This window comes from Parerythrobacter aestuarii (assembly GCF_030140925.1).
Classification (GTDB): domain Bacteria; phylum Pseudomonadota; class Alphaproteobacteria; order Sphingomonadales; family Sphingomonadaceae; genus Parerythrobacter; species Parerythrobacter aestuarii.
In genome coordinates this window covers 2,209,249-2,231,628 of record NZ_JARBWD010000001.1, presented here as the reverse complement: position 1 = coordinate 2,231,628, position 22,380 = coordinate 2,209,249, and the positions used below count along the sequence as shown (strand labels likewise).

Annotated in this window: 22 protein-coding genes; 8 read left to right on the top strand and 14 right to left on the bottom strand. The window is 62.1% G+C overall.

Features of this window, described 5'->3' with window-relative positions; translation table 11 throughout:
• Positions 1-2: 2 nt before the first annotated feature.
• Together QPW08_RS10870 and QPW08_RS10865 are read right to left on the bottom strand one after the other, a co-directional pair.
• A complete protein-coding gene (locus QPW08_RS10870) occupies positions 3-542 on the bottom strand; it encodes a septal ring lytic transglycosylase RlpA family protein (protein ID WP_284125831.1) in 540 nt (179 codons plus the stop codon).
• 943 nt (positions 543-1,485) lie between these two features.
• Complete coding sequence (locus QPW08_RS10865; RefSeq protein WP_284125830.1) at positions 1,486-2,700, bottom strand: argininosuccinate synthase; 1,215 nt, start codon at positions 2,698-2,700, stop codon at positions 1,486-1,488.
• A 152-nt stretch (positions 2,701-2,852) separates the two neighbouring features.
• Here QPW08_RS10865 and QPW08_RS10860 point away from each other — a divergent pair, with 152 nt between their 5' ends.
• Positions 2,853-3,131, top strand: a complete 279-nt coding sequence (locus QPW08_RS10860; RefSeq protein WP_284125829.1) for a hypothetical protein — start codon at positions 2,853-2,855, stop codon at positions 3,129-3,131.
• Between the two features lie 105 nt (positions 3,132-3,236).
• Positions 3,237-4,580, top strand: a complete 1,344-nt coding sequence (locus QPW08_RS10855; protein WP_284125828.1) for an acyltransferase family protein — start codon at positions 3,237-3,239, stop codon at positions 4,578-4,580.
• Positions 4,581-4,583: 3 nt separating this feature from the next.
• Here the strand turns inward: QPW08_RS10855 and QPW08_RS10850 are convergent, their stop codons facing one another.
• On the bottom strand, positions 4,584-5,846 hold the full coding sequence (locus QPW08_RS10850; protein WP_284125827.1) for an SAM-dependent methyltransferase: 1,263 nt from the start codon (positions 5,844-5,846) through the stop codon (positions 4,584-4,586).
• 98 nt (positions 5,847-5,944) lie between these two features.
• Between QPW08_RS10850 and QPW08_RS10845 the strand changes: the two genes are divergently transcribed.
• Positions 5,945-6,385 (top strand): DUF1801 domain-containing protein, encoded by a 441-nt coding sequence (locus tag QPW08_RS10845; protein WP_284125826.1) that lies wholly within the window; start codon positions 5,945-5,947, stop codon positions 6,383-6,385.
• A 124-nt stretch (positions 6,386-6,509) separates the two neighbouring features.
• Here the strand turns inward: QPW08_RS10845 and QPW08_RS10840 are convergent, their stop codons facing one another.
• From QPW08_RS10840 to QPW08_RS10810, 7 genes are all read right to left on the bottom strand, one after another.
• Positions 6,510-7,262 (bottom strand): molybdopterin-binding protein, encoded by a 753-nt coding sequence (locus tag QPW08_RS10840; RefSeq protein WP_284125825.1) that lies wholly within the window; start codon positions 7,260-7,262, stop codon positions 6,510-6,512.
• Positions 7,259-7,921, bottom strand: coding sequence for a cytochrome b/b6 domain-containing protein (locus QPW08_RS10835; protein ID WP_284125824.1), 663 nt, complete (start codon positions 7,919-7,921; stop codon positions 7,259-7,261). The genes QPW08_RS10840 and QPW08_RS10835 overlap by 4 nt, the downstream gene beginning before the upstream one ends.
• A complete protein-coding gene (locus tag QPW08_RS10830; protein ID WP_284125823.1) occupies positions 7,918-8,682 on the bottom strand; it encodes an SDR family oxidoreductase in 765 nt (254 codons plus the stop codon). The genes QPW08_RS10835 and QPW08_RS10830 overlap by 4 nt, the downstream gene beginning before the upstream one ends.
• A gap of 166 nt (positions 8,683-8,848) precedes the next feature.
• Positions 8,849-9,439 (bottom strand): class I SAM-dependent methyltransferase, encoded by a 591-nt coding sequence (locus tag QPW08_RS10825; RefSeq protein ID WP_284125822.1) that lies wholly within the window; start codon positions 9,437-9,439, stop codon positions 8,849-8,851.
• Positions 9,436-10,695, bottom strand: coding sequence for a 23S rRNA (adenine(2503)-C(2))-methyltransferase RlmN (gene rlmN, locus QPW08_RS10820; RefSeq protein WP_284125821.1), 1,260 nt, complete (start codon positions 10,693-10,695; stop codon positions 9,436-9,438). The genes QPW08_RS10825 and rlmN overlap by 4 nt, the downstream gene beginning before the upstream one ends.
• A gap of 36 nt (positions 10,696-10,731) precedes the next feature.
• Positions 10,732-11,109, bottom strand: coding sequence for a VOC family protein (locus tag QPW08_RS10815; RefSeq protein WP_284125820.1), 378 nt, complete (start codon positions 11,107-11,109; stop codon positions 10,732-10,734).
• A gap of 2 nt (positions 11,110-11,111) precedes the next feature.
• On the bottom strand, positions 11,112-11,597 hold the full coding sequence (locus tag QPW08_RS10810) for an invasion associated locus B family protein (protein WP_284125819.1): 486 nt from the start codon (positions 11,595-11,597) through the stop codon (positions 11,112-11,114).
• Positions 11,598-11,664: 67 nt separating this feature from the next.
• On the opposite strand from QPW08_RS10810, the gene QPW08_RS10805 reads away from it, so the two are divergent.
• Positions 11,665-12,126 carry a cupin domain-containing protein gene (locus QPW08_RS10805; RefSeq protein WP_284125818.1) on the top strand — a complete coding sequence of 154 codons (462 nt, stop codon included), beginning with the start codon at positions 11,665-11,667 and terminating at the stop codon, positions 12,124-12,126.
• Here the strand turns inward: QPW08_RS10805 and greB are convergent.
• Positions 12,123-12,617, bottom strand: coding sequence for a transcription elongation factor GreB (greB, locus tag QPW08_RS10800; protein WP_284125817.1), 495 nt, complete (start codon positions 12,615-12,617; stop codon positions 12,123-12,125). The two genes, QPW08_RS10805 and greB, sit on opposite strands and share 4 nt — an antisense overlap.
• Positions 12,618-12,621: 4 nt before the next feature.
• Positions 12,622-14,565 (bottom strand): lytic transglycosylase domain-containing protein, encoded by a 1,944-nt coding sequence (locus tag QPW08_RS10795; protein ID WP_284125816.1) that lies wholly within the window; start codon positions 14,563-14,565, stop codon positions 12,622-12,624.
• Between the two features lie 108 nt (positions 14,566-14,673).
• Between QPW08_RS10795 and dapA the strand changes: the two genes are divergently transcribed.
• The 3 genes from dapA to QPW08_RS10780 are packed head-to-tail and all read left to right on the top strand — an operon-like array spanning position 14,674 to position 17,921.
• Positions 14,674-15,555 (top strand): 4-hydroxy-tetrahydrodipicolinate synthase, encoded by an 882-nt coding sequence (dapA, locus tag QPW08_RS10790; RefSeq protein ID WP_284125815.1) that lies wholly within the window; start codon positions 14,674-14,676, stop codon positions 15,553-15,555.
• Between the two features lie 25 nt (positions 15,556-15,580).
• Positions 15,581-16,597 carry a TIGR00341 family protein gene (locus QPW08_RS10785; RefSeq protein ID WP_284125814.1) on the top strand — a complete coding sequence of 339 codons (1,017 nt, stop codon included), beginning with the start codon at positions 15,581-15,583 and terminating at the stop codon, positions 16,595-16,597.
• A 22-nt stretch (positions 16,598-16,619) separates the two neighbouring features.
• Entirely contained in the window at positions 16,620-17,921 is a 1,302-nt protein-coding gene (locus QPW08_RS10780) for a hypothetical protein (RefSeq protein WP_284125813.1), read from the top strand.
• A gap of 9 nt (positions 17,922-17,930) precedes the next feature.
• On the opposite strand, the gene QPW08_RS10775 is transcribed toward QPW08_RS10780, so the two are convergent.
• Positions 17,931-19,640 (bottom strand): amidohydrolase, encoded by a 1,710-nt coding sequence (locus QPW08_RS10775; protein ID WP_284125812.1) that lies wholly within the window; start codon positions 19,638-19,640, stop codon positions 17,931-17,933.
• A 73-nt stretch (positions 19,641-19,713) separates the two neighbouring features.
• Positions 19,714-21,651, bottom strand: coding sequence for an alpha/beta hydrolase family protein (locus tag QPW08_RS10770; protein WP_284125811.1), 1,938 nt, complete (start codon positions 21,649-21,651; stop codon positions 19,714-19,716).
• Between the two features lie 136 nt (positions 21,652-21,787).
• On the opposite strand from QPW08_RS10770, the gene smpB reads away from it, so the two are divergent.
• Positions 21,788-22,270, top strand: coding sequence for an SsrA-binding protein SmpB (smpB, locus tag QPW08_RS10765; protein ID WP_284125810.1), 483 nt, complete (start codon positions 21,788-21,790; stop codon positions 22,268-22,270).
• Positions 22,271-22,380: the final 110 nt, after the last annotated feature.

The window sequence follows — 22,380 nt, the reverse complement described above, 5'->3', positions numbered from 1 at the left end:
CTTCAGGACGCTACCAGTTCCAGTTCCACCGGGCCATGACCGGAGCGGACGATGCCGATTTCCTCCGCAGCAGCGCGGGAAAGGTCGATGGTGCGGCCTCGCGCATATGGCCCTCGGTCGTTGATGCGGACAATTACGGAGCGACCGTTGCGCGGGTTGGTCACCCGTACCCTGGTGCCAAAAGGCAGGGTCTTGTGTGCGGCCGTCATGGCCCGCATGTCGAAGGCTTCGCCGCTGGCGGTTCGGCGTCCATGGAACCGGCGACCGTAGTAAGAGGCGACACCGCTGCCTAGCGAACGCGTTGCGGGCTTTGCTTCGGGTTCGAGCGGGGGATCGAAACTATTGAGATCGACCGCCTCGCCTGCAGGTTCAGGGGAAGGCGGCAGCTCTTCGAAGGTCTCGAAAGTGTCGACGAACTCCTGCTCGCTGACACCATCGGCCAAAACGGCAGGGGTCGAAGCCATTGCAGGCAGGGCCAGCAATACCGCGATTGCGACACCGGATCCGATGCGCCACGGTTTCGAGAATGTCCCTCCAGACATGGCAGGCCCCATACCTCCATCAGGACCAAAGAGGGAGTAAACGGATCGGTTTTGGCCGCGTCATAGGGGCGATCTGCCTTGGAATGCCCTCAAAACACGACGAATTGTGCTGTCCTGCACAGGCATGGGCGGGACAGGTCAGCCAAATCCGGGACCCAACACATCCCTTTTTGGAGTGTCGATGGGCATCCCGACTGCGCCATCAGCCGCGGTATTACGGGACTGCTGCCCCGGGGAAATGCAAATGGGGCCGGCATTGCTGCCGACCCCACTCTCACCAGCGCGTGGTCTTCCTTCTCTTTCCCGCCCGGAGGCGGTTCTGTTTCGGAAGCGCTTGGCGCCCGATGTCTTTCCGCGTGCCCTGAGGCCCGCGTTCTGTCACCGGCGCTCGCGCCGGCATCCGGTTCGATCGTTGGAAGGTCCTGTTTCACCGGGCCGAAGCCCGCTTCCACGTTTCCTGTGGCTCCATCGATTTCCCCGCAGCCGTTCCAACCCTTTGATGATCGTTCCGTCCGGTTCTCTTTCCCGCCCGAAGGCGCGTCCGTTTCCCTTTCTTCCCGATCGGGTTTTCCCGACCGTGGTTGCGATACTCCGCATCCAGGTCATCGAACTTTCCTGCTTCCGGCGTGAACCTTCTGCAGTCAGCTCTCGCTGGTTGCGTGGACAGTCGCTTCCACATCGTGAGGTTCTGAAATTCTCAAGTTTTTCAATCCTTTCGGATGAGAAACTCGAAGTCATCTTTCCCTCTCGACACATTCAAACTGCGCCTCGAATCGAATTCTGGCAAGCACGGCATCGTCGACTTTTCCACTTTCAATCGATTTGCCTGTGGAGGGCGGTGGATAACTCAACCGCTCGTCGATTCATTCCGAAAATTTCGCAAGAATGCGCTCAGGATTCGTGATTGTTGCGCTGCAGCATGGCGGGAGACCACGGTTGCGACTCACCTGTCGCGCTTGCCCAGCAGCTTGAGTCGCAGTGCATTCAGGCGAATGAACCCTTCCGCGTCCTTCTGGTCATAGGCCCCGGCGTCGTCCTCAAACGTCACATGGGCTTCGGAATAGAGCGAGTTGGGGCTCTTGCGTCCGACCACATCGGCATTGCCCTTGTAGAGCTTGAGCCGCACGGTGCCGCTGACCTTTTCCTGGCTCAGGTCGATCGCCGCCTGCAGCATCTCGCGCTCGGGGCTGAACCAGAAGCCGTTGTAGATGAGCTCGGCATATTTGGGCATCAGCTCGTCCTTGAGATGCGCTGCGCCGCGATCGAGCGTGATCTGCTCTATCCCGCGATGGGCGCGGGCATAGATCTCGCCGCCCGGCGTCTCGTACATGCCGCGGCTCTTCATGCCGACGAAGCGGTTCTCGACCAGGTCGAGCCTGCCGATGCCGTGCTTGCGGCCAAGCTCGTTGAGCGCGGCCAGCAGCGTGGCAGGCGACATGGCTTCACCGTTAAGCGCCACGCCATCGCCCTTCTCGAAATCGATGGTGATGTATTCGGGCGTTTCGGGCGCATCTTCCGGATTGACCGTGCGCGAATAGACATAGTCGGGCGTCTCTTCCCACGGATCCTCCAGAACCTTGCCCTCGGAGGAGGTGTGCAGGAGGTTGGCGTCGGTGGAGAAGGGGCTTTCGCCGCGCTTGTCCTTGGGCACTTGAATCTGGTGCTTCTCCGCCCAGGCGATCAGCGCGGTCCGGCTGGTCAGGTCCCACTCGCGCCAAGGGGCGATGACAGTAATGTCCGGATCAAGCGCGTAGGCGCTGAGTTCGAAACGGACCTGGTCGTTACCTTTGCCGGTCGCACCATGGGCAATGGCATCGGCGCCGGTTTCATGCGCGATCTCGACCAGCCGCTTGGAAATCAGAGGCCGCGCGATCGATGTGCCGAGCAAATAGTCGCCTTCGTAGCGGGCATTGGCGCGCATCATCGGGAACACGAAATCGCGCACGAATTCCTCGCGCAGGTCCTCGATGAAGATGTGCTTGTCCGGAATGCCCATCGCCTGCGCCTTGGCCCGCGCCGGCTCCAGTTCCTCGCCCTGTCCGAGGTCGGCGGTGAAGGTGACCACTTCCAGCCCGCGCTCGACCTCGAGCCACTTGGCAATAACGGAAGTATCGAGGCCGCCGGAATAGGCGAGGACGACACGTTTGATATCTGGCATTTCGGTAGCGCTCCTAGCTTGGGCGCGCGGGTATCAGCGGCTTGGTGCGACTGCAATGAAGAATGGCTCTCGGCCGGCCAAGGAGGACCACCGCCAAATGGTCAACCAAGGCTCTTTCTGTCATAGGAGGAAGCACAGGACGGGAGTGAAGCATGCGTGACGCGCCGTGGGAATTGCGGGAAACACACCAGGCATCAGGCCGCCAGATATTCGCGCGCCACAACAGTTTTACGCACACCGGAAACAATGAAGGCACGATGTCCAAAGATATCGAGGTGCGCGATGCCGAGGGGACCGTGCTGGTATCCTCGTGGATGGAAATCGATTGGGAGTATTTCGGGCAGATCAACGCGCGGTTCGAAGATGACGGAGAGACCCTGGTGGTGAGCGGTTCGGATGGCTCGTCGGAACGTATTCCCATTCCGGATTGAACTTCGAGTTTGAAGTTTCGGGGCAAGGTCTTGCGCCCCTGTTGGGCAATTTCGCAATCGATCCTTATATCCCCCAAACCAACCTTGGGAGGGGGACGCTAATCTATGAGCCTATGGACCAAAGCGCGCGAGCTCGCTGAACAGGCGCCGCCGGAGCGCAACCGTTGGGTCGATTTCCTGCGCGCGCTGTCGATCATGGCGGTGGTGATCGGCCACTGGCTCGTCGCGGCGCCCTATCTCGATGGCAATGGCGAGGTGGTCGGCGGGCATTTGCTCGGGATACTGCCGTGGTCGCAATGGCTGACCTGGGGCTTCCAGGTGATGCCGATATTCTTCCTCGTCGGCGGATATTCGAACGGAGTCAGCTGGGCAGCGACCAAGCGTAAGGCCGAACCTGGGCAGGCCGGTGTCTATCGCGACTGGTTCGCGTCGCGCGTCCAACGTTTGATCAACCCGGTGTTCCCGGTGCTGTTGCTGTGGGCTGTGCTGGCGCTGGGGATGACGCTGGCGGGTATGGACCGGGCCAATGTCCGCATGGCGACCGAGCTTGCGCTGATCCCAGTGTGGTTCCTCGCGGTCTACCTGCTAGTGACGGGGCTCACACCCTTGAGCAAATGGGCGTGGGAGCGGTTTGGCTTCGGCAGCTTCTTTGCGCTGGTCGTGGCGGCGGTAGCCATCGACTGGCTGACGCTTGCGCAGGGCGTTCCATGGGTGAACTTCGCGAACTTCCTGTTCGTCTGGGTCGGCATCCACCAGCTCGGCTATGCTTGGCAGGACGGACGCTTTGCCTCAGCCGGGGTGGCTCTGGCGACCTTTGCCGCTGGGTTGGCGGCGCTGTTGGGACTCACAGTGTTCGGTCCCTATCCCATCGCCATGATCGGCGTGCCGGGCGCCGACATGACCAACTCCATGCCGCCCACGTTGGCGCTGTTCGCACTGGGCGTGCTGCAGGCGGGGCTGGTGCTGGCGCTCGAGCCGTGGGGGCGCAGGATGCTCGACCACACCTCGCTCTGGACTGCGACGGTGCTGATGAACGGGATGATCATGACGGTTTACTTGTGGCACCTCACGGCCTTCGTGCTGGTGATGGTATCAGCATGGCTGCTGGGCGGATTGGGACTCGATCTCTATCCGGGCACTGCTGCCTGGTGGTGGACACGGCCGGTGTGGTTCTTGCTCTATATCCTCGCCCTGCTGCCGATGATCGCAGTGTTCGCCAGGCACGAGCGCGCCTTCGGACCGATCCGCGGCGGGCGCACTGTGCCCAAAGCGCGGGTGGTGGCGGGCGTCGCCATGATCTGCCTCGGTCTCGCCATGACCGCTGCGATCAGCATTGCCAGCCCGGAAGGGATCACCGGTGTGCGGATCTGGGTCGTCGCGCTGCCATACGTAGGCGCGGCCTTCCTTGGTTTCGGGCCGGTCTACCAGTGGGTCAAGAAAGGCAGCTGAGGCCTACTCGCCCATCAGCTTGCGTTCGCCCTCTGCCATGTAGTCGCGGGTGATCGGCAGCGCGTGCCGATTGCGGACGTACTGGATCTGGTAGTTACACATGCCGCCGCTTTCAAAGGCTGCTGTCGCCCCGGCGAGGTAGAAGGTCCACATGCGGAAAAAGCGTTCATCGTAGAGTTCGACGATCTTGTCCTTGTTGGCCATGCAGCGGTCGTACCATGCACGCAAGGTGGGGGCGTAGTGCAGCCGCAGTGTCTCGATATCGCTAGCGATCAGCCGGAACTTTTCGCTCGCCGCCAGTGTCTCGCTCAACGCCGGGATGTATCCGCCGGGGAAGATGTATTTGGAGGTAAAGGCGTCGGTCGCGCCGGGCACGCCCATCCGGCCGATGGTGTGGACGAGGAAGACGCCATCCTCCTTCATCAAATTGCCGCAGCAACGGAAGTAGGTCTCGAACTGCGGGCGGCCGACGGCTTCGAACATGGCGATGGATACGACGCGGTCGAACTTCTCACCGCTCTCTGCAAAGTCGCGATAGTCGATCAACTTGATCTCGACCTTGTCGGCCACGCCCGCCGCCTTGGCGCGTTCTACCGCCAGCTTGGCCTGTTCTTCGCTCAGGGTAATCCCGGTGACATGCACGTCGAACTTGCGTGCGAGGTAGATCGCGAGGCCGCCCCAGCCACAGCCGATTTCGACTACGCGCATGCCCGGCTCGAGCGCCAGCTTGGCCGCGATATGCGCCAGCTTGCGTTCCTGGGCCTCGTCGAGCGTCATATCCGTGCGACCGGGATAGCCCGGCCAGTAGGCGCAGCTGTACTGCCAGTGCTCGGGATCGAGGAACAGGTCGTAAAGATCGTTCCCGATATCGTAGTGATGGGCGATGTTGCGCTTGGCGCTGTCAGGCCGGTTGAAGCTGTCCTTCAGGAATGACAGATGGTTGGTGACGCGCTTGAGTGGGGAAGGGGCTTTGAGCCGCTCGCCGCGCTCCCACGGGGTGTTGGCGCGGATCAACTGGATCATCTCCATGATCCCGCCGCCTTCCTCGATGATCAGGCGCCCGTCCATGTAGCATTCACCGGCACCGAGCCGCGGGTCGAGCAAAATGTCGCGGGCGACCTTGCCGTCTGCAAGGCGCAGGGTGACATTGGGAAAGCCTTCCGTCGGCGTGCCGAAGCTGTCCGATTTTCCCTGATGATCGATCAGCGTGAGAACACCCTGTTTGATCTTGCTGCCCATCAGCTTCTTGAGAAGCGTGACGCTCATTCGTATTCTCCCCCATCAGATGCGATCTGTTGCCGCGTTGGCGTGCGCTCTAACACAAAGGCTCGCGAAGTGTAGTGGGGTGGAGAGGACAATCTACGATGGCGGAAGCGAAGACGCAGATCACCGATATCGACCCGGCGAATTTCATCGCCGCTGTGGAGCCTGAGCGGAAGCGGGAAGAGGCGAAGCAGCTCGACGCGCTCTTCCGCAAGGTCACGGGCGAAGCGCCGAAGATGTGGGGCCCTTCGATCATCGGCTACGGCTCTTATCGCACCACCTATGCCAGCGGGCGCGACGTGCACTGGCTGCGGACCGGGTTCTCACCGCGCAAGGCCAGGCATTCGCTCTACTTGATGGGCGGCTATTGCGATGAGGCGACCGGCAAGCGGCGTGATGCACATTTGAAGCGGCTGGGCAAACATTCGACGGGAAAGAGTTGCCTTTATATCAACAAGTTGGCGAACATTGATATGGAGGTGCTGGAAGAGATGCTGGCCGCAGACTGGGCGACGATGAAACGGTTGTATCCGGAGGACTGAACACCCTCATCCAGGCTCCACTAGGCGCTGCATCGCCAAGCTACGCCATCCTTCTCCCGATGGGAGAAGGATACGAAGACTTCGAGCGAAGCGAGATAGTCGGAGTTGGATGAGGGGATCACCGCTAAACCCCCGCATACCATTGGTAGCCGGCGCGATCTTCCCAGTATCCTCCCTTGCCACCGCCGATATCCTCCAGCGAGGCAACGGCTTCGATCGCAGTGAGGTACTTCGGGTGCTTGTAGCCCAACTGCCGCTCCACTCGCATCCGCAGGGGCGCGCCGTTCTTCACTTCCAGCGGCTCACCGTTGAGCAAATGCGCGACGATGGTCTGCGGATGCCAGGCGTCGATCATGTCGACGCTCTCGTAATATTCCCCGCCGCGTAGCGAATCGGCGCAACGGAAGACGATGAACCGCGCTTCCTCCTGGACACCTGCGGCTTCGAGCAGCACGGAGAGCTGCGGTCCGGTCCATTCGCCGATCGCGCTCCATCCCTCAACACAGTCGTGGCGGGTAATCTGCGTGCGCTGGGGCAGGGCGCGGATGTTGTCCAGCGTCAGGCTCATCGGATTGTCGACCAGCCCGCGCACTTCCAGCCGCCAGTCGGCAAAGCCGTTGGCGAGCGAGGCCTGGTAGCTCTCGCTCTGCGGATTGAGCGTGCCATTGCCCTTGAACACCGGCGAGATGTCGGCCTTCGCATATTCCTTCGCCAGCCCGGTGCGACCACCCAGCAGGCGCTGCGTTCCTTCGTGCCAGCCTTGGGCGGCCTCGAACAGCGACCGCCCGGTGCTGCTGTCGGCGACTTTCTGGCATCCGGCGACGAACAGCGCGCCCATGCCGGCGATCACGCCGCGGCGTTTGAGGTTCAGGCTCATGCTTTTCCTCCGGTCACCATGTCGCGCAGCTGGGCCAGCGGCTTGTGCACGATCACCAGCAGGATATGGACCACGAAAAATGCGGCGATGGCCCAGGCGAAGATGAAGTGCAGGCTGCGCGCGCTCTGGCGACCGCCGACAAGATCGGCAAACCAGCCGAAAAACGGCTCCGACCCCGGGCTGATCGCCATGCCGGTAAAGACCATCATCGGGAGGAAGACGCCGAGCACCACGCCGTAGCTGAGTTTCTGCAGGAAATTGAACTTGCCGTTGTGATGCTCGAAATTGAACTTCGCATGCTGCTTGATGTCTTCCCAGATGGCCGCCGGTTGCCATTCCCCTCGGGTGGTCAGGAGGTCGCGCTTGAAGTGACCGTTGACCAGCATCGCGGCCCACATCACCAGCAACATGACTGCAAAGGGCCAGGCCATCAGCACGTGCCAGTCGCGCGCTTCGGCGAGGCTGTAATAGTCGGGGATCGTCATCCAGCCGGGGAAGCGCGGCACGGTGAGCCATGCCTGTTCCGGCGCAAAACCCCATTCACCCCAATAGAGCCGCCGGTGCGCGTTCGAGATGTTCAGTCCGGACATGAACAGGATCACCACGCAGACGAGGTTGGTCCAGTGCCAGATCCGTGTCGCGAGCACGTGCTTCTTCATTGGCCGGTGCCTTCGCGGGCGAGATAGATAACGTCGCGCGGCTGGTTCATCAGGTGCTGGCCGCTGTCGATGTAGAGTGTTTCACCGCTGGCGAGGTCCCCTTCGGCAAGGAAAAGCGCCGCATCAGCGATCTCGTCGGCTCCGGTCTTGCGCTGCAATAGGTTGAGCCGGTGCGAGATATCGGTCTCTTCCGGTCGCTGGTCATGGCTCGGCAGGATTGCGCCCGGGGCGAGGCCATAAATGCGATCGCGCGGGTCAGTGTGAGCTTTGGCTAGCATGCCGATAGCGCCATCCACGGCATGCTTGCTCATGGTATAGCTGAAGAAATCGGGATTGGTGTTGGCGAGCTTCTGATCGGTCAGCTGGATCACGCGCCGCCCGGCCTCGGTTTTCGCCGTGCGGAAGAACGCCTGTGCCATCAGGGCGGGGGATTGCGCATTGACCTGCATTGCCCTTCTATACGTCGCCGGATCGAGCCCGGTTACACCGTCATATTCGAAAACCGATGCCGAGTTCACCAGCACGCGCCAGTCGGGCAGGCGCTCGGCCAGCGCTTCGATCATCGCAACTGCTGCTGTCCCATCGGCAAGGTCGCACTGGACCGTCTCCGCAGAGGAGAGGGACGCAGCGAGCGCTTCAGCTTCTTCGGCGCTGCGGCCATAGTGGATTACCACGTGCCAACCGGTTTCGGCGAAGGCGCGGGCCAAGGCGGCCCCGATTCGCTTGGCAGCACCGGTGATAAGGACGGCGGGGCGTGTCATCGCCAAGCCTCCGAAGCGGTAGACATGGACCACTGTACAAGGGCAAGAAAATCCGGAGCGAAGAGCCTGCTTGAAGTCGCGAAGATCGACAGGTTCGGATCGGCCCTTCTCATGAAGTTACGTGGAGCATAGAATCGCTCCGTAGGAAAGATGCTTGGATGGAGCGCTATGGCCGCCGCACAGTGAGCGCGATCCAGTCTCGCATGGTCCCGTCAGCCCCCTTTCCGGGGAAGACTTCGACATTCTCTAGCCTAAAGTCCGCATCGTGATAGGCGGATTCGATCCAGTCCTGATCTGGGAAGTTGTGCAGTCGGCCGAGCAGGTCCCGCCCTTCGCCGTCGCCCAGCTTGTAGCTGGCATAGTGCCAACCGCCCGGCTTTAGCGCGCGGCAGATTGCAGACAGGAAGACCGGCAAATCGGCGCGCGAGGCATGCAACAGGCAGGCATGGGCCCAGACCGCCTCATACTCAGCCTCTACATCTAGCTCTTCGAACCGCATCACCCGCGCGCCAACATCAAAGCGTTCATTAGCCTTGCGCACCATCGCCGGAGTTCCGTCTGTCGCGTCGAGATCGAACCCGCGCTCCCTGATCCGCGCAGAATCGCGCCCGCCGCCGCAGCCCAGCTCCAGCACCCGCGCGCCCGGTTCCAATCGGTCGAGAAAAGCGTCGAGATGGCGGCTTGGGGCTTGCCCGAAGCTCAACGTGTAGCGCGGCGCATTGTCCTTGTAATAGGCAATGGTCGCCGGGTCGCTCACTCCGCTGTGGCCTCTGCAGCGGCGGCCTCACGGTCACGCTCGGCGCGGCTTTTCTTCTGGGCGGCGGTTTTCAACTGGCCGCAAGCGGCGTCGATATCGCGCCCGCGCGGGGTGCGGACAGGGGCGCTGATGCCGGCTTCGAAGATAATGTTGCTGAAGGCCCTGATCCGCTCCGGCGTCGAGCATTCATAGGCCGCGCCAGGCCAGGGGTTGAACGGTATAAGATTGACCTTGGCAGGCAGGTCATACTGCTTGAGCAGGCGGACCAGCTCATGCGCATGCTCGTCGGTGTCGTTCTTGTCCCTGAGCATGACATATTCGAAGGTGATGCGCCGGGCATTGCTGGCGCCGGGATAATCAGCGCAGGCCTGTAGCAGTTCCTCGATGCCGTATTTCTTGTTGATCGGGACGATCTCGTCGCGGATGTCCTTCGTCACCGCGTGGAGCGAAACGGCCAGGTTCACGCCGATCTCTTCGCCGCAGCGATCCATCATCGGCACCACGCCGCTGGTGGAGAGCGTGATCCGGCGCTTGGACAGGGCGAGGCCTTCGCCGTCCATCACCAGCCGCAGCGCGTTGCGGACATTGTCGAAATTGTACAGCGGCTCGCCCATGCCCATCATGACGATATTGGTCAGCAGGCGGCCATCGGCGCGGTATTCGCTTTCGTTGGCCCCGTCATCATCAGAGAGGTCGGCGAAGTCCATCTTGCCCTTGGGCCATTCGCCCAGCGCATCGCGTGCCAGCATGACCTGGCCGACGATCTCGCCCGGCGTGAGGTTGCGCACCAGCTTCATCGTGCCGGTATGGCAGAACCGGCAATTGAGCGTGCAGCCGACCTGCGAGCTGACACACAGCGTCCCGCGATCGGCATCGGGGATGAAGACCATCTCGAACTCGTGGCCGTCATCGGTAGCGAGCAGCCATTTGCGCGTCCCGTCGGTCGAATGCTGGGCCTCGACCACATTGGGCCGCCCGACCACGAACCGCTCGGCCAGCCACGGACGCATGGTCTTGGCGATATCGGTCATCGCTTCGAAATCGGTGACGCCGCGGTGGTAGAGCCAGTGGTACACTTGCTTCGAACGCAGCTTGGCCTGCTTGTCGTCCATTCCTGCTTCAAGGAACAGCTCGCGAATGCGCGCCTTCGGCAGGCCCATCAGGTCGATACGGCCATCGGCACGCGGCGTGATGTCACGCGCGACGGGAACGGGATCCACCTGTCCGGGGATCGGCATGAGTTGCGTATCGGCCATGGGAGCCGCGCATATAGTTTCGCCGAAGCGGTTTGGCTAGCGGGAGAGATCCTCGCCAAACATCACGCGGTGGCCGTCAGGCGTGCGAACGGCGAATTCGCGCATGTCCCATTCCTCGCTGGTCGGCTTCTTGATGATATCGGCGCGATCGCGGTCGATCTCGGCGAAATAGGCGTCGATGTCGTCGAACTCGATATAGCCGAAATACTGGTGGTCGCCGAGCTCCTTGGGCGGGATCGCGTCCGGGCAGCTACCGAGCATGATTGTGCAAGGGCCGCGACTGACGAAGACCCACCCGCCTAGATCGCGCAGGGAATCGAACTTCATCACATCGATCCACCAGCGGGCGGTTGCCATGGCGTCGGGCACCGCGAGCACGAAATTGAGCCCGGTGATCTTTGACCGCTTGGTCATGCTCACAACCGTGCGCAGCCAACCGTGGCGGCGTCCATTGCCGTGGCCGCACCGGTCAGGTCATAGGTGTTGGAGAATCGCCGCCCGCGGGCATCGGTGGCATTGATCACCATCTGCGCGCCAGAGCGCATCGCAGCGACAATGGCAGCATCCATCGCCTTGTCCTGCGCCCACGCATCGCCTCCACCGCCGATCAGGGCAAAGCGGCGATCGTTGATGATGAGAGTGATGTCACGCTCGGCATTGAGTGCGCGTGAGAGGCGGAAATGGACCTGCCCGCGTATCTTGCGGCGGGGCCAGGTGCCGACGCTGGCGTAGGGATCATAGTCACGCTGCATCCGGCTCGGGGCTGCCTTGGCGATGGCATAGCATCGTGGCGCGGCGGGATCGCGGAACGCGCCCCAATCGCCGAAAATGCCGAGCGAATCCTTCGCTGCAGCGGGCGCGGCAATGGCCAGGGCAAGTACAGAGGCGAGGCGCAGGTACATGCGGGGAAGATTGCCTGCCTTGCAGCTTTATGCAAGGTCTGGGGCTGCGCTGGCGAAGGAGAACATCGTGGACCTGCTCAATAATCGTAATCTCGTGTGGGACCACTATCTCGGCGACGAGAGCTGCGACGATACCTCGTTCAACTGGCCGATCGATTACCAGGGCACAGTGCTGGACGTGCGCGATGATGGCCATCTCGACGTGCTTTATCGATGGGCACCCAACGCCTATTGCCATTTTCACCGCCACACCGCGCCGACCACGTCGCTGGTACTCGAAGGCGAGCTGCACGTAACTGAAGTGATCGATGGCGAGCCGGGCGAAACGCGCGTTCGCAAGCGCGGTGACTGGGCACACCGGCCTGAGACGGAAGATCACATGGAGCGCGGCGGGCCCGATGGGGCGTTGGTGCTGTTCAGCATCTATGCGCCCGACGGGATCCTCTCGCAGAGGCTCGACAAGCAAGGCAATGTGCTTGTCAGCGTGACCATGGAAATGCTCAAGGCCCGGCAGGCTGCACTGGTCTAGTCGGAAGCGACCCCGCTGTAGGTTATCGCAAGCACTTCCCATTCCTTCTCGCCCGAGGGCAGGCGGACAGTGCGCACATCGCCTACGCTTGCGCCCTTGAGCGCGCGGGCAAGGGGGCTCGACCAGCCGATCTTTCCGCAGCTGGCGTCCTGCTCATCGTCGCCGACCAGGGTTACAACCTTTCGCCCGTCGTCTTCGTCGGCGAGTTCCACGGTGGCGCCGAAGAAACAGCGGTCCTGGTCAGGTTGCTCGGCCGGATCGATCACGCGTGAATTCTTCATCCGGCGGGCCAGGTGGGCCAGCTCGCGGTCGATCTCGCGCATGCGCTTGCGGCCATAGAGATAGTCCCCGTTCTCGCTGCGGTCGCCATTGCCGGCTGCCCAGCTCACGATTTCGACGATCTCCGGCCGTTCGGTACCCAGCAAGTGGTCATACCGCGCCTTGAGTGCGGCATAACCTGCCGGTGTTATGGGATGGGACGGCGCTGCCACGCTTCTATTTCAGGAAGTCGCCTGCCATCCGTGGCCGGCCCAAGGCTGCGCTGTCGGGATAGAGCTGCTCATAGACGGCGGCATTTTCGATCACGCGCTGGACGTAGTTCTTGGTCTCGTAGATCGGGATCCGTTCGATCCATGTGATCCAGTCGATCCCCCCGTTGCGCGGGTCGCCATTGACGCGCAGCCACTTGTTCACATTGCCGGGGCCTGCATTATAGGCAGCGACTGCCAACGGATAGCTGCCGCCGTAATAATCCATCATCCGTGCGAAATAGCCATTGCCGAGCTGGATGTTGTAGCTCGGGCTGTCGATCAGGCTCGCGCTCATATATTGCATGCCGAGCTTGCCGGCCTGTTCGCGCGCCGTGCCCGGCATCAGCTGCATCAACCCCCGCGCCCCGGCGTGGCTGATGGCGTTCTGCGCAAACTGGCTTTCCTGCCGGCTGATGGCATGAACCATCGTCCAGTCGACACCCGGCGGTAGCTGCAGGCGCGGGAATCCCTGTGCCACGAACTGGTCGAGGCCGTCGGCTCCGGCGGCCTCGGCGACATTGACTGCCAGGTCGCGCCGCCCGATCTCGCGGGCGAGGTCAGCCCGCAGCAAGTGCTCTTCTGGCGTATCGGCAGTCTGGGCGATCTCACGGTAGAACTGGATCCCGGTGCGCCACGGTGCATCGCGGGCAACCTCTTTCACCGCGCGGGTGAGGGTGGCTTGGTTGAATGCCGCGCGTTGCTCGAAACTGGGCTCCGGCACGGTCTTGCCGGCTAGCGAAGGTACCGGGCGACCCAGTTTGGCAAGGGCTAGCTGGCCGTAGAAGCGATCGGGATACGCTGCGGCTTCGCTGTAATAACGCTCCGCCTCAGCTGCTTGCCCTGCGCGCTGGGCGGCGAGCCCGGCCCAGTAGAAGCCTTTCGAGCGGGTTTGCGGGGTCTGCGCGGCGGCCCCATAGCGATAGAACAATGGTGCTGCCCGCGCGCCGTCGCCAAGGTTCCACAGCGCCTTGGTCCCTCCCAGCCACATCAGCGAGGTATAGTCGTCCCGCAGGCGATAGGCGCCCTTGCTGACGTCGTAACCGGCAGGGAACAGGTCATCTACCGACGCGGCAATTCGTGAAGCCGGGTCCGAGCCTGCCGCGCGCGCGATCCGGAGCATCTCGCCAACGAAGGTCTCGGCATCGAACGCAGGGGCATCGAAGCGCGGGCGATAGGCCAGCAACTCGATCGCGCCTGGCAAATTCCCCTTGGATCGATAGAACCGGGCGAGGTTGTAGGTATAGCCGGCATCCTGCCCGGCATTCGCCGGAGTGGCGAGGCCCGAGCTTTCGGGAGTTGCGCCCTGCGTGAGCGCAAGCCGGGCCATGAACAGCGAGCGCTCTCCGGCCGAAACATTGTTGATCTGCCTCACCGCGGCTTCTTGTTCGCCCTGCCACAGCAATGCATTCATGCGTGCGTCGTGATCACCCGACGTGAAACGCGACCCGAACAGTCCCAGCATATAGGCTTCGGACGGGCCGCTCATTTCGCCGCCACGCCACGCACCGCGGGCAATGTCGAACGCGTCGGACCGGCCAAGGGCCGCCAGGGCAAGGGCATAGCGCGCCCTGGCGTGATTGGTCAGTGGCGGGTGGCGATCGAAAAATGCCACCAGTTGCTCGGCCCCGATGGCTTCCTCGCCCAGAGATTCCTCAGCGCGGGTGCGCAAACGGTCGATTTGGGGAAAATCAGGGTAGGCAAGCACGAAGCCGGCATACTGGTCGAAAGTCAGGTCGCGTTGCCCGATCAAATATTCCCAGCGGGAGATGACCTGCGCCATCTGGCTCGGCTGGCGCGCGACGAGATCGGCGCGGGCCTGGTCCCAGCTTGCCGGGTCAGCCGACAGTCCCGGAGGGACCAGTGAAGTCGAGGCGACAAGCGCAAAAGCAAGAAAGGGCGTACGGCTCATGCTGGACATCCTGTCCCATGTCTCCTTATCAGGCGCTGAATGACGGCCATGTGCGATCATGCAGGCCAAGTTACGCGATTCCCATTGGTCACGAAAGGACCGTTAGCAATGTTTTCGGGCTCCATTCCGGCTCTGGCGACTCCTTTTCGCGACGGATCGTTCGACGAAGCGACCTTCAGGCGGCTGGTCGACTGGCAGATCGATAGCGGATCGAGCGCGCTCGTGCCTTGCGGCACGACCGGTGAAGCATCGACCCTGAGCAATGCCGAACACCACCGGGTGATCGAAGTCTGCATCGAACAGGCCGCCGGGCGCGTGCCGGTGATTGCCGGGTGCGGCAGCAACGACACGCGCAATGCGCTGCTGCATATGAATTTTTCCAAGAAGGCGGGTGCGGCGGCCGGGTTGTGCGTGGCACCCTACTACAACCGCCCGAGCCAGGCCGGATTGATTGCGCATTTCAGTTTCCTTGCTGAAAACAGCGACCTGCCGATCGTTCTTTATAACGTCCCGGGCCGTACGGTGACCGATATCGAAGACGAAACCGTGGTCGAACTGGTCACAAAGTACCCGGATAGGATTGTCGCCATCAAGGACGCCAGCGGCGACCTTTCGCGAGTGGCGGACCACCGCATGGGCATCGGGCGCGAGTTCTGCCAGCTGTCGGGCAATGACGAGCTGTGGCTCCCACATTCGGCGGCAGGGGGAAGCGGGGCGATCTCCGTTACTGCCAATGTCGCCCCTGAGCTCTGTGCGGAATTCCACGCCGCGATTGCCGCCAATGAATTGGCAAGGGCGCGTGAGCTCAACGACAAGCTGTTCCCGTTGCATTATGCGATGTTCTCGGATGCCTCGCCGGCACCGGTCAAATATGCGCTCAGCAGGGTCATGGAAGGCTTTACCGATGAAGTGCGCCTGCCGCTGGTCCCGGCCAGCGAAGCCTCGCGCAAGGCGGTCGACGAAGCGCTGGAGTTTGCCGGGTTGATCTGACGGGCGCGAAAGGGGAGGTACTTCGGTGGGTGCGCAGAAAGTCGAGATCTTCCTGCCGGAGAACGAATTTATCCGGCTCGAAGAGATCGTTGCCAGGCACTGCCGCCGGTTCTGGCGCGAAGATGTGCCGGGCGAGAATGAAAAGCTGACCTGCCTTGTCCAGCAACGCTACACCGCGCGGTTGCTGGACGAACTGGAAGATGCTTTCGGCACCGTACCCAGCCTTTCGGTCGTGGTCTCGCGGGTCGAAGCCGCCATTCCCCCCGTGATTGAGGATGCCGATACGGTCATCCCCGAACCCGGTCGCTTGCGCCCGCGCACCGCACTCGAGCGCTGGTTCAGCCGTGATCGGCTGAGCACGGACGAGCTCTATGACGATGTCGAGGAAAGCCTGCGCCTGCGGCCAAGCTATCTCATAACAGTGCTGCTCTCTTCCCTGATTGCCGGCTTGGGCATGCGCAGCGGGCAAGTGGCTGTGGTGATCGGTGCGATGGTAATTGCGCCGTTGCTGGGGCCGACGATGGGGATGGCGATGGCAGCGACGGTGGGGGACCTGAAGCTCGGGCGGAGGGCTGCTGCAACGCTGGCGGTGGGTACGCTTGTTGCCATATTCGCGGGGATGTTTGTCGGCTGGACTGTCCCTATCGATGCGACCGTGGCCGAATTGCGCAATCGCACACTTGTCCAGCCTGCGGACATCGCGCTGGCCTTGGCCTGCGGCGCTGCGGGCGTGCTAGCCTTCAGTCGGGGGACTTCGCTGTCGCTTGTGGGTGTCATGATCGCCGTCGCATTGGTCCCGCCGCTCGCTGCGTGCGGGATATTCCTTGCAACTGGTAACAACGCATTGGCGGGCGGGGCGGCCTATCTCTTCATGGTCAATCTCGTCTGTGTGAATGTGGCCGGGATCGCCACCTTCCTGTTGCAAGGATTGCCGCCGCGCAGTTGGCGTATGACCGCAGGCATCTTTGCAGTCTGGGCAGCGCTGCTACTCCTGCTGGCCTCAAGCTTGGCAGGCGTGCTCGAATTCGGCATTGCCAGCTGACATCGACTAACGGGGACACATCGTGACGCTTCGCTCATACATGTTCGTACCGCTTGCCCTAGCAGCAGCCAGCTGCGCTACAGCGCCGCAACGCGCACCCGACAGCCTTGATCGCATCGCGCGGGATTACCTCCTTCTGCAGCTTACCATTGGCGAGAAGGAAGCGGGCTATATCGACGCTTACTATGGCGACCCTTCAATCGCGGAGAAAGCCGTAGCCGAGGCCGAAGGGCAATCGCTGCCGATGTTGGAAGCACGCACCGTTGCGTTGCGGGTTAGGGCCGAACAATTTGCCGATGACGGGGTCGAAGGCACCAGCATCGAGGAACGCAGGGCACGCTTCCTGGCCGCGCAACTGGTCGCCGCGCGCACCCGGCTGAGGATGATGCGGGGGCAAGAGTTGTCATTCGTCGAAGAAGCCAAGGGGCTGTTCGGTGTCGATGTCGAACTGCCGCCGCTGGAGAGCTTCGATCCGGTCATCGCCGAAGTCGATGCGCTGGTCCCCGGCGATGGGCCTTTGTGGCAGCGACTCGAGAGCTTCTACGACAAGTTCAACATTCCGACCGACCGCCTGCAACCGGTGATGGATGCCGCGATTGCCGAGTGCAAGCGGCGCACGATTGAACACTTCCAGCTACCCGAGGGCAACAGTTTCACGCTCGCATTCGTCGCCGACAAGCCGTGGAGTGGCTACAATTATTATCAGGGCGGCTACGCGTCCAAGATCGAAATCAACACGGACCTGCCGATCCGCCTCAATCGCGCGGTCGATCTCGGCTGTCATGAAGGCTATCCGGGGCACCACGCGTTCAATGCGCTCCTTGAGAAAAATCTAGTGGCCGATCGCGGCTGGGTCGAGTTTTCGGTCTATCCGCTGTTCTCACCGCAGTCGCTCATTGCCGAGGGTTCGGCCAATTACGGTATCGATCTCGCGTTTCCCGATGGCGAGCAGCTGGCGTTCGAAATGGAGGTGCTGGCTCCGCTGGCGGGCCTGCCGACCGACGAGCTTGCTACCTACGCGAGGTTGCGCGAGGCGACGCGCGCGCTGGGATCGGCGCGTTACACCATCGTTGCCGGATATCTCGGTGGCGAAATCGGTGCTGATGAAGCCAAGCGCCTGCTTCAGAAATACCAGCTCGTTTCGCCTGAGCGGGCAGAGCAATCACTGAAGTTTTCCGATACCTACCGCAGCTACATCATCAATTATGGCCTCGGACGCGACATGGTGCAGGCAGGAGTTGAGGAAGCAGGCCCGTCACAGGAAGCACGCTGGCAGCGGATGGAACAGCTGCTCAGCGAACCGACCTTGCCTGGTGACCTCTAGGCGCAACCTTTAGACCCGCCCTTCGAAAACGGTCGCGGCGATAGGCATTTCCTTGAGCGCATCCTGTTCGACTTCGAACGGGTCGGAGTCGAGCGCAATGAAATCGGCTTTCTTGCCGGCTGCCAGCGAGCCGATCATGCTATCCATGCCGATCACTTGCGCTGCTTCAATCGTAATCGCGCGCAAGGCTTTCTCGCGCGAGAGTTGCAGGGCAGGGGCGCGAACCTTGCCGTCGATCCCCTCGCGGGTCTCGGCAATCCAGGCGAGATAGAACGGATCGATCGGTGCCATGTTGAAATCGGAATGCAGGCCCAGCGGGACGAAGTACCGCTCGAGGCTGCCCAGTCGATTCATCTGCGAAGCCCGGTCCACGCCGAGGCCCTCGCGGCCATAGGCCTCGCCCAACACACGGATATAGTTGGGCTGGGCAGAAACCATCACCGCCAGGTCCCGGATCCGCTGAATCTGTGCCTCCGTACAATAGCCCAGATGTTCCAGCGTAACCGATTGGCGCACGCGCCGCGACAATCCGGCCACGGCGTCGAGCACGAGGTCGAGGCCTTCGTCGCCATTGACATGGATATGCAGCGAAAATCCCGCATCCCAATAGCGGTTTGCCTGCTTGTGGAAGTCTTCCGGCTGAGTCAGCCACTTGCCGACATGCCCATCGGCGTAGCCGGGCGGCCCCATGCGCATGTTTTGGGCGAAGAAAGCTCCATCCGCGAACAGCTTTACGCGCCGATCGAGCAATACGGTGTCAGAGGCATACTTGCGTGCCTTCATCATCCACGCATCGAGGTCGTCAGCAGTATCCAGCTCGGCCGCCATAGGCATCAGCATCACCCGGGCAGCAGTGTCGCTGCGGCCGAAGCTGCTGGCGATGAGCCCTGCCTCGGTATCGAAACGTGCAAAGATGCCGGTCGCCATGTCGGATGTCGTGGTCACTCCACGTTCGCGCATCATCTGGTGGAGCCCGGCAAAGCCGCTGGCCATTCGCTCGGGGGCAAGCAACACCGGCTGGAGCTTGCCGATGGCGACCAGCAGGGCTGTCTCGGAGAATACGCCTGTATCGTAGTCGCCGTGCCCGGGTTCGACCTTGGCAGCCGCCATGGCAGCCTCAAACCGGGCCTTGTCGCCAAGTCCGATACGCCTCAGCCCAGCGCTGTTGGCGATGATTTCGTGAAAGCTGCGCTGCCAAACAAACAACGGCCGGTCCGGTGCGATCTCGTCCAGCTCCGCCTTGCCCAGCGGGCCATGGAACAACTCGTGGTGACCCCATGTGATCAAGGGATCAGTGACGTCTTCCTGCACCAGCTTGCGCAGTCGCGCGCGGTAAGCGTCCTGTCCGACAATGCCAGGCCAGTGGCCCGATGGAAGGTGCCACTCATCGGGTGCCAGGAATGGCAGTGCCAGCATCACGGCCGATTGCATCGGGTGGATATGCGGGTCGATGAGCCCGGGAAACAGCATCTTGTCCGCAAATCGACGGTCGACGCGGTGCTGGCGATGCCCGGTCCAGGCCGAGAGCTCATCGAGCGTGCCTGCCAAGGCCAGCACCATGCCATTGGCGACAGCCATGAAGCGGGCCTCCGGCAGGCCGCTTTCCATCGTGACGATCCGCCGCGCTTCGAACACGGTGATCTCGGTTCCTTGACCGGTGGCGGCCAGCAGCGGTGACGCCGCTATCCCGGCCAGGACGGCACGGCGGTTTGCAAGCATGCGATTGTCCCCTCTCTCGCCGGTACATTTGTCCAGCCGAGGAGAATTGGCAAGCTGCGCGTCGCGCCGGAGCCTAGTTGGGCGGGTTGTGCCGGATCACGAAATTGACCGATTCAAGCAGGGTCTGTTTGCGGGTCGCTGCGCTTGAAAGGAAATGGTCTTCGCCTTCCAATGTGACGAAGGACACATCCTTGCCCGCATCCGCCAGCGCATCTTCCATTCGCAATCCCTGCTCGTAAGGCACCCTTGTATCGTCACGTCCGTGGATGATCAGGACCGGCGCATCGGCCCGGTCGGCCAGCTTGGTCGGTGACAGGGCATCGAGATCGGCATCCTTGCCGAAGTACTGTTCGACCGAGTTGCGGAAGATCGTCCGGCTGCCGGTCAATGCGTCACGAAACATGGTGCGCAGATCAGCAACACCATTCACGGAAACCGCACACCGATAGATGTCGTTCTGCAGGGTTACGCCAGCCAGAGCCGCGTAGCCGCCATAGCTCGCCCCTACGATGCAGGCACGTCGGGCGTCGGCAATGCCCGCCTCGGCCAAAGCTGCCAGCCCGTCGGAGATATCGGTCTGCATCTTGCGGCCCCATTCGCCGTCGCCCGCCGCACGGAATGCTTCGCCCTTGTGGGTCGAGCCGCGGAAGTTGGGTTGCAGCACGGCATAACCGCGCGAAGCGAACGCTTGCGCCCACCAGTCGAACACCGGGCTGTCGTGGGCGGTTGGGCCGCCATGCGGCATGACAACGACTGGCAAACCCTTTGCCGGCTTGCCTGGGGGCAACGTAAGGATCGCATCCATTTCAAGCCCGTCGGAGGCAGAATATTCGAAGGTGCTGATCTTGCCGATGGCCGGTCCCTGGATGGCCGGTCGCTCCAGCCCCATCAACATGCGTTGCCCGGTAGTGGTGTCGACCCGGTACCAGCTGCCGCTATCGTAGTTGCCGCTTGTGCGCACGATCACCGTGCCCATGTCAGGTGTATTGTCGGCAAGTGTTTGGTGGACACGCGAAAACAGGCCGAGAGTCTTCTCAAGTGTTTCTTCGGTTGCCGCATCGGCCATGCGCACGTCTCCCCACGGCGTGATCGCGCCCAGCACTCGCCCGTCGTAGGAATTGCGGATCCATTGCCGAACGCGAACATCGTAGACCTCGGTTGCCTCACCTCCGTTCAATGGCACTTCGTAGCGAACAGCGCTTTCCTCGTCCTCGTTGAAGGTGGAATAGATGATCGTATCGCCACCGGCACCGAGCCCGACAAGGCCGATCGAGCCGCGCGGGGAATTCCCCGAGGCAATACGCTGGCCGCTTGGCCCCTCGATCTTCCAGTCGCCATTTTCGTAGTTGGTTTCCAGCGTGGCAGCGACCTTGCCATTTGCGCCGACTTGCCAGTCACGCCCGATGGGATACTGGCTGGGGTAGGCGACCTGGTTGGCCTTGCCGGTCGTCAGGTCGACCGCGAACAGCGCAGGATTGCCATTGAGGATGCGCTCGCCTTCGCCTGATGAGCGCCCTTTCATGAAACCCCCGAAATAGCCAAGCCAGCGCCCGTCAACCTGCCGCACGCCATGGTATCCAACGATGGCATTGGCGATGTTGCGCTGGTTGGCGAAGACGGAGATGATTTCGCCATTGGGATCGAGCGGGATGACATTGGCGCGGAACCACTCGCGCTTGCGGTTGCCATACAGCCGTCCGACGCGCCCGGTCTCACTACGCACCAACAGGATGGCGCTGTCGCCGACCCATTCGATCCAGCGCACCTTGGTATCGCCGATCACGAAGCGCTGCACCGGAGCCCCGGTGGCATCGAACACCAGCACCTGCCGTTCACCGCCAACGGTCATGACCATCGCGCTGAAGCGACCGGTCGGCGAAATCTCTGCGCTCTCAACGGCCTCGAGATCGCCGTAGGCTTCGAGTGGCGGAGCGGGCTGTTGTGCATGTAGCGGCAGGGACATTGCGGCCCCGGCAAAGGCAGAGAGGGCACGGGCGATACGACGGTTCATGATGGAGGGGACCCCAAGTCAGATATTCAAGCGAAATCAAGGTGCCCAAGTTGCAGGTGAATGCAACGGCTATGTTGCAATGCAGACGATCACCCCCTTTCCCTCTGCTATACAAGTCCCTACATGCGCGCAGCTTATGGCCCGTCCCAAACCCGAAACATTCGACAAGCAGAAGACCGTCGCCGAGAACCGGCGCGCGCGGTTCGACTATGCCGTCGAGGACAAGTTCGAAGCGGGGCTCGCCCTGCAGGGGACCGAAGTCAAGGCGTTGCGGGCCGGCGAAGCGAGCATTGCCGAAAGCTATGCCGAGGTTCGCGACGGGCAGGCCTGGCTGATCAATGCCAATATCCCCGAATACAGCCATGGCAACCGGCTCAATCACGAACCGCGCCGCCCACGCAAGCTGTTGCTTCATGCCCGCGAGATCGAACGCCTGCTGGGCGCGGTCGAGCGCAAAGGTATGACGCTGATACCCCTGTGTATCTACTTCAATTCCAAGGGGCGGGCCAAGGTCGAACTGGGCCTCGCCAAGGGTCGCCAGTCGCAGGACAAGCGTGCCTATATCAAGGATCGTGACTGGAAACGCGACAAGGCCCGCATCCTGCGCGACAAAGGATAATTTCTTCGCGCCTGATTCAGCATCTGGCTATCCTTTCGATGCTACCCATATCGCATTCAAGACACGGTCGGCGGAAACCCGCCGCCGCGCGCTTGCTTAACGCACAGGGT

Coding starts and splice junctions, on each gene's coding strand:
- QPW08_RS10770 (WP_284125811.1), bottom strand. CDS start 21,651: ATGAACCGTCGTATCGCCCGTGCCCTCTCTGCCTTTGCCGGGGCCGCA.
- QPW08_RS10835 (WP_284125824.1), bottom strand. CDS start 7,921: ATGAAGAAGCACGTGCTCGCGACACGGATCTGGCACTGGACCAACCTC.
- QPW08_RS10850 (WP_284125827.1), bottom strand. CDS start 5,846: ATGAGCGTCACGCTTCTCAAGAAGCTGATGGGCAGCAAGATCAAACAG.
- rlmN (WP_284125821.1), bottom strand. CDS start 10,695: ATGGCCGATACGCAACTCATGCCGATCCCCGGACAGGTGGATCCCGTT.
- QPW08_RS10855 (WP_284125828.1), top strand. CDS start 3,237: ATGAGCCTATGGACCAAAGCGCGCGAGCTCGCTGAACAGGCGCCGCCG.
- QPW08_RS10775 (WP_284125812.1), bottom strand. CDS start 19,640: ATGCTTGCAAACCGCCGTGCCGTCCTGGCCGGGATAGCGGCGTCACCG.
- QPW08_RS10795 (WP_284125816.1), bottom strand. CDS start 14,565: ATGAGCCGTACGCCCTTTCTTGCTTTTGCGCTTGTCGCCTCGACTTCA.
- QPW08_RS10860 (WP_284125829.1), top strand. CDS start 2,853: ATGCGTGACGCGCCGTGGGAATTGCGGGAAACACACCAGGCATCAGGC.
- QPW08_RS10815 (WP_284125820.1), bottom strand. CDS start 11,109: ATGACCAAGCGGTCAAAGATCACCGGGCTCAATTTCGTGCTCGCGGTG.
- dapA (WP_284125815.1), top strand. CDS start 14,674: ATGTTTTCGGGCTCCATTCCGGCTCTGGCGACTCCTTTTCGCGACGGA.
- QPW08_RS10870 (WP_284125831.1), bottom strand. CDS start 542: ATGTCTGGAGGGACATTCTCGAAACCGTGGCGCATCGGATCCGGTGTC.
- QPW08_RS10810 (WP_284125819.1), bottom strand. CDS start 11,597: ATGTACCTGCGCCTCGCCTCTGTACTTGCCCTGGCCATTGCCGCGCCC.
- QPW08_RS10840 (WP_284125825.1), bottom strand. CDS start 7,262: ATGAGCCTGAACCTCAAACGCCGCGGCGTGATCGCCGGCATGGGCGCG.
- smpB (WP_284125810.1), top strand. CDS start 21,788: ATGGCCCGTCCCAAACCCGAAACATTCGACAAGCAGAAGACCGTCGCC.
- QPW08_RS10845 (WP_284125826.1), top strand. CDS start 5,945: ATGGCGGAAGCGAAGACGCAGATCACCGATATCGACCCGGCGAATTTC.
- QPW08_RS10830 (WP_284125823.1), bottom strand. CDS start 8,682: ATGACACGCCCCGCCGTCCTTATCACCGGTGCTGCCAAGCGAATCGGG.
- QPW08_RS10865 (WP_284125830.1), bottom strand. CDS start 2,700: ATGCCAGATATCAAACGTGTCGTCCTCGCCTATTCCGGCGGCCTCGAT.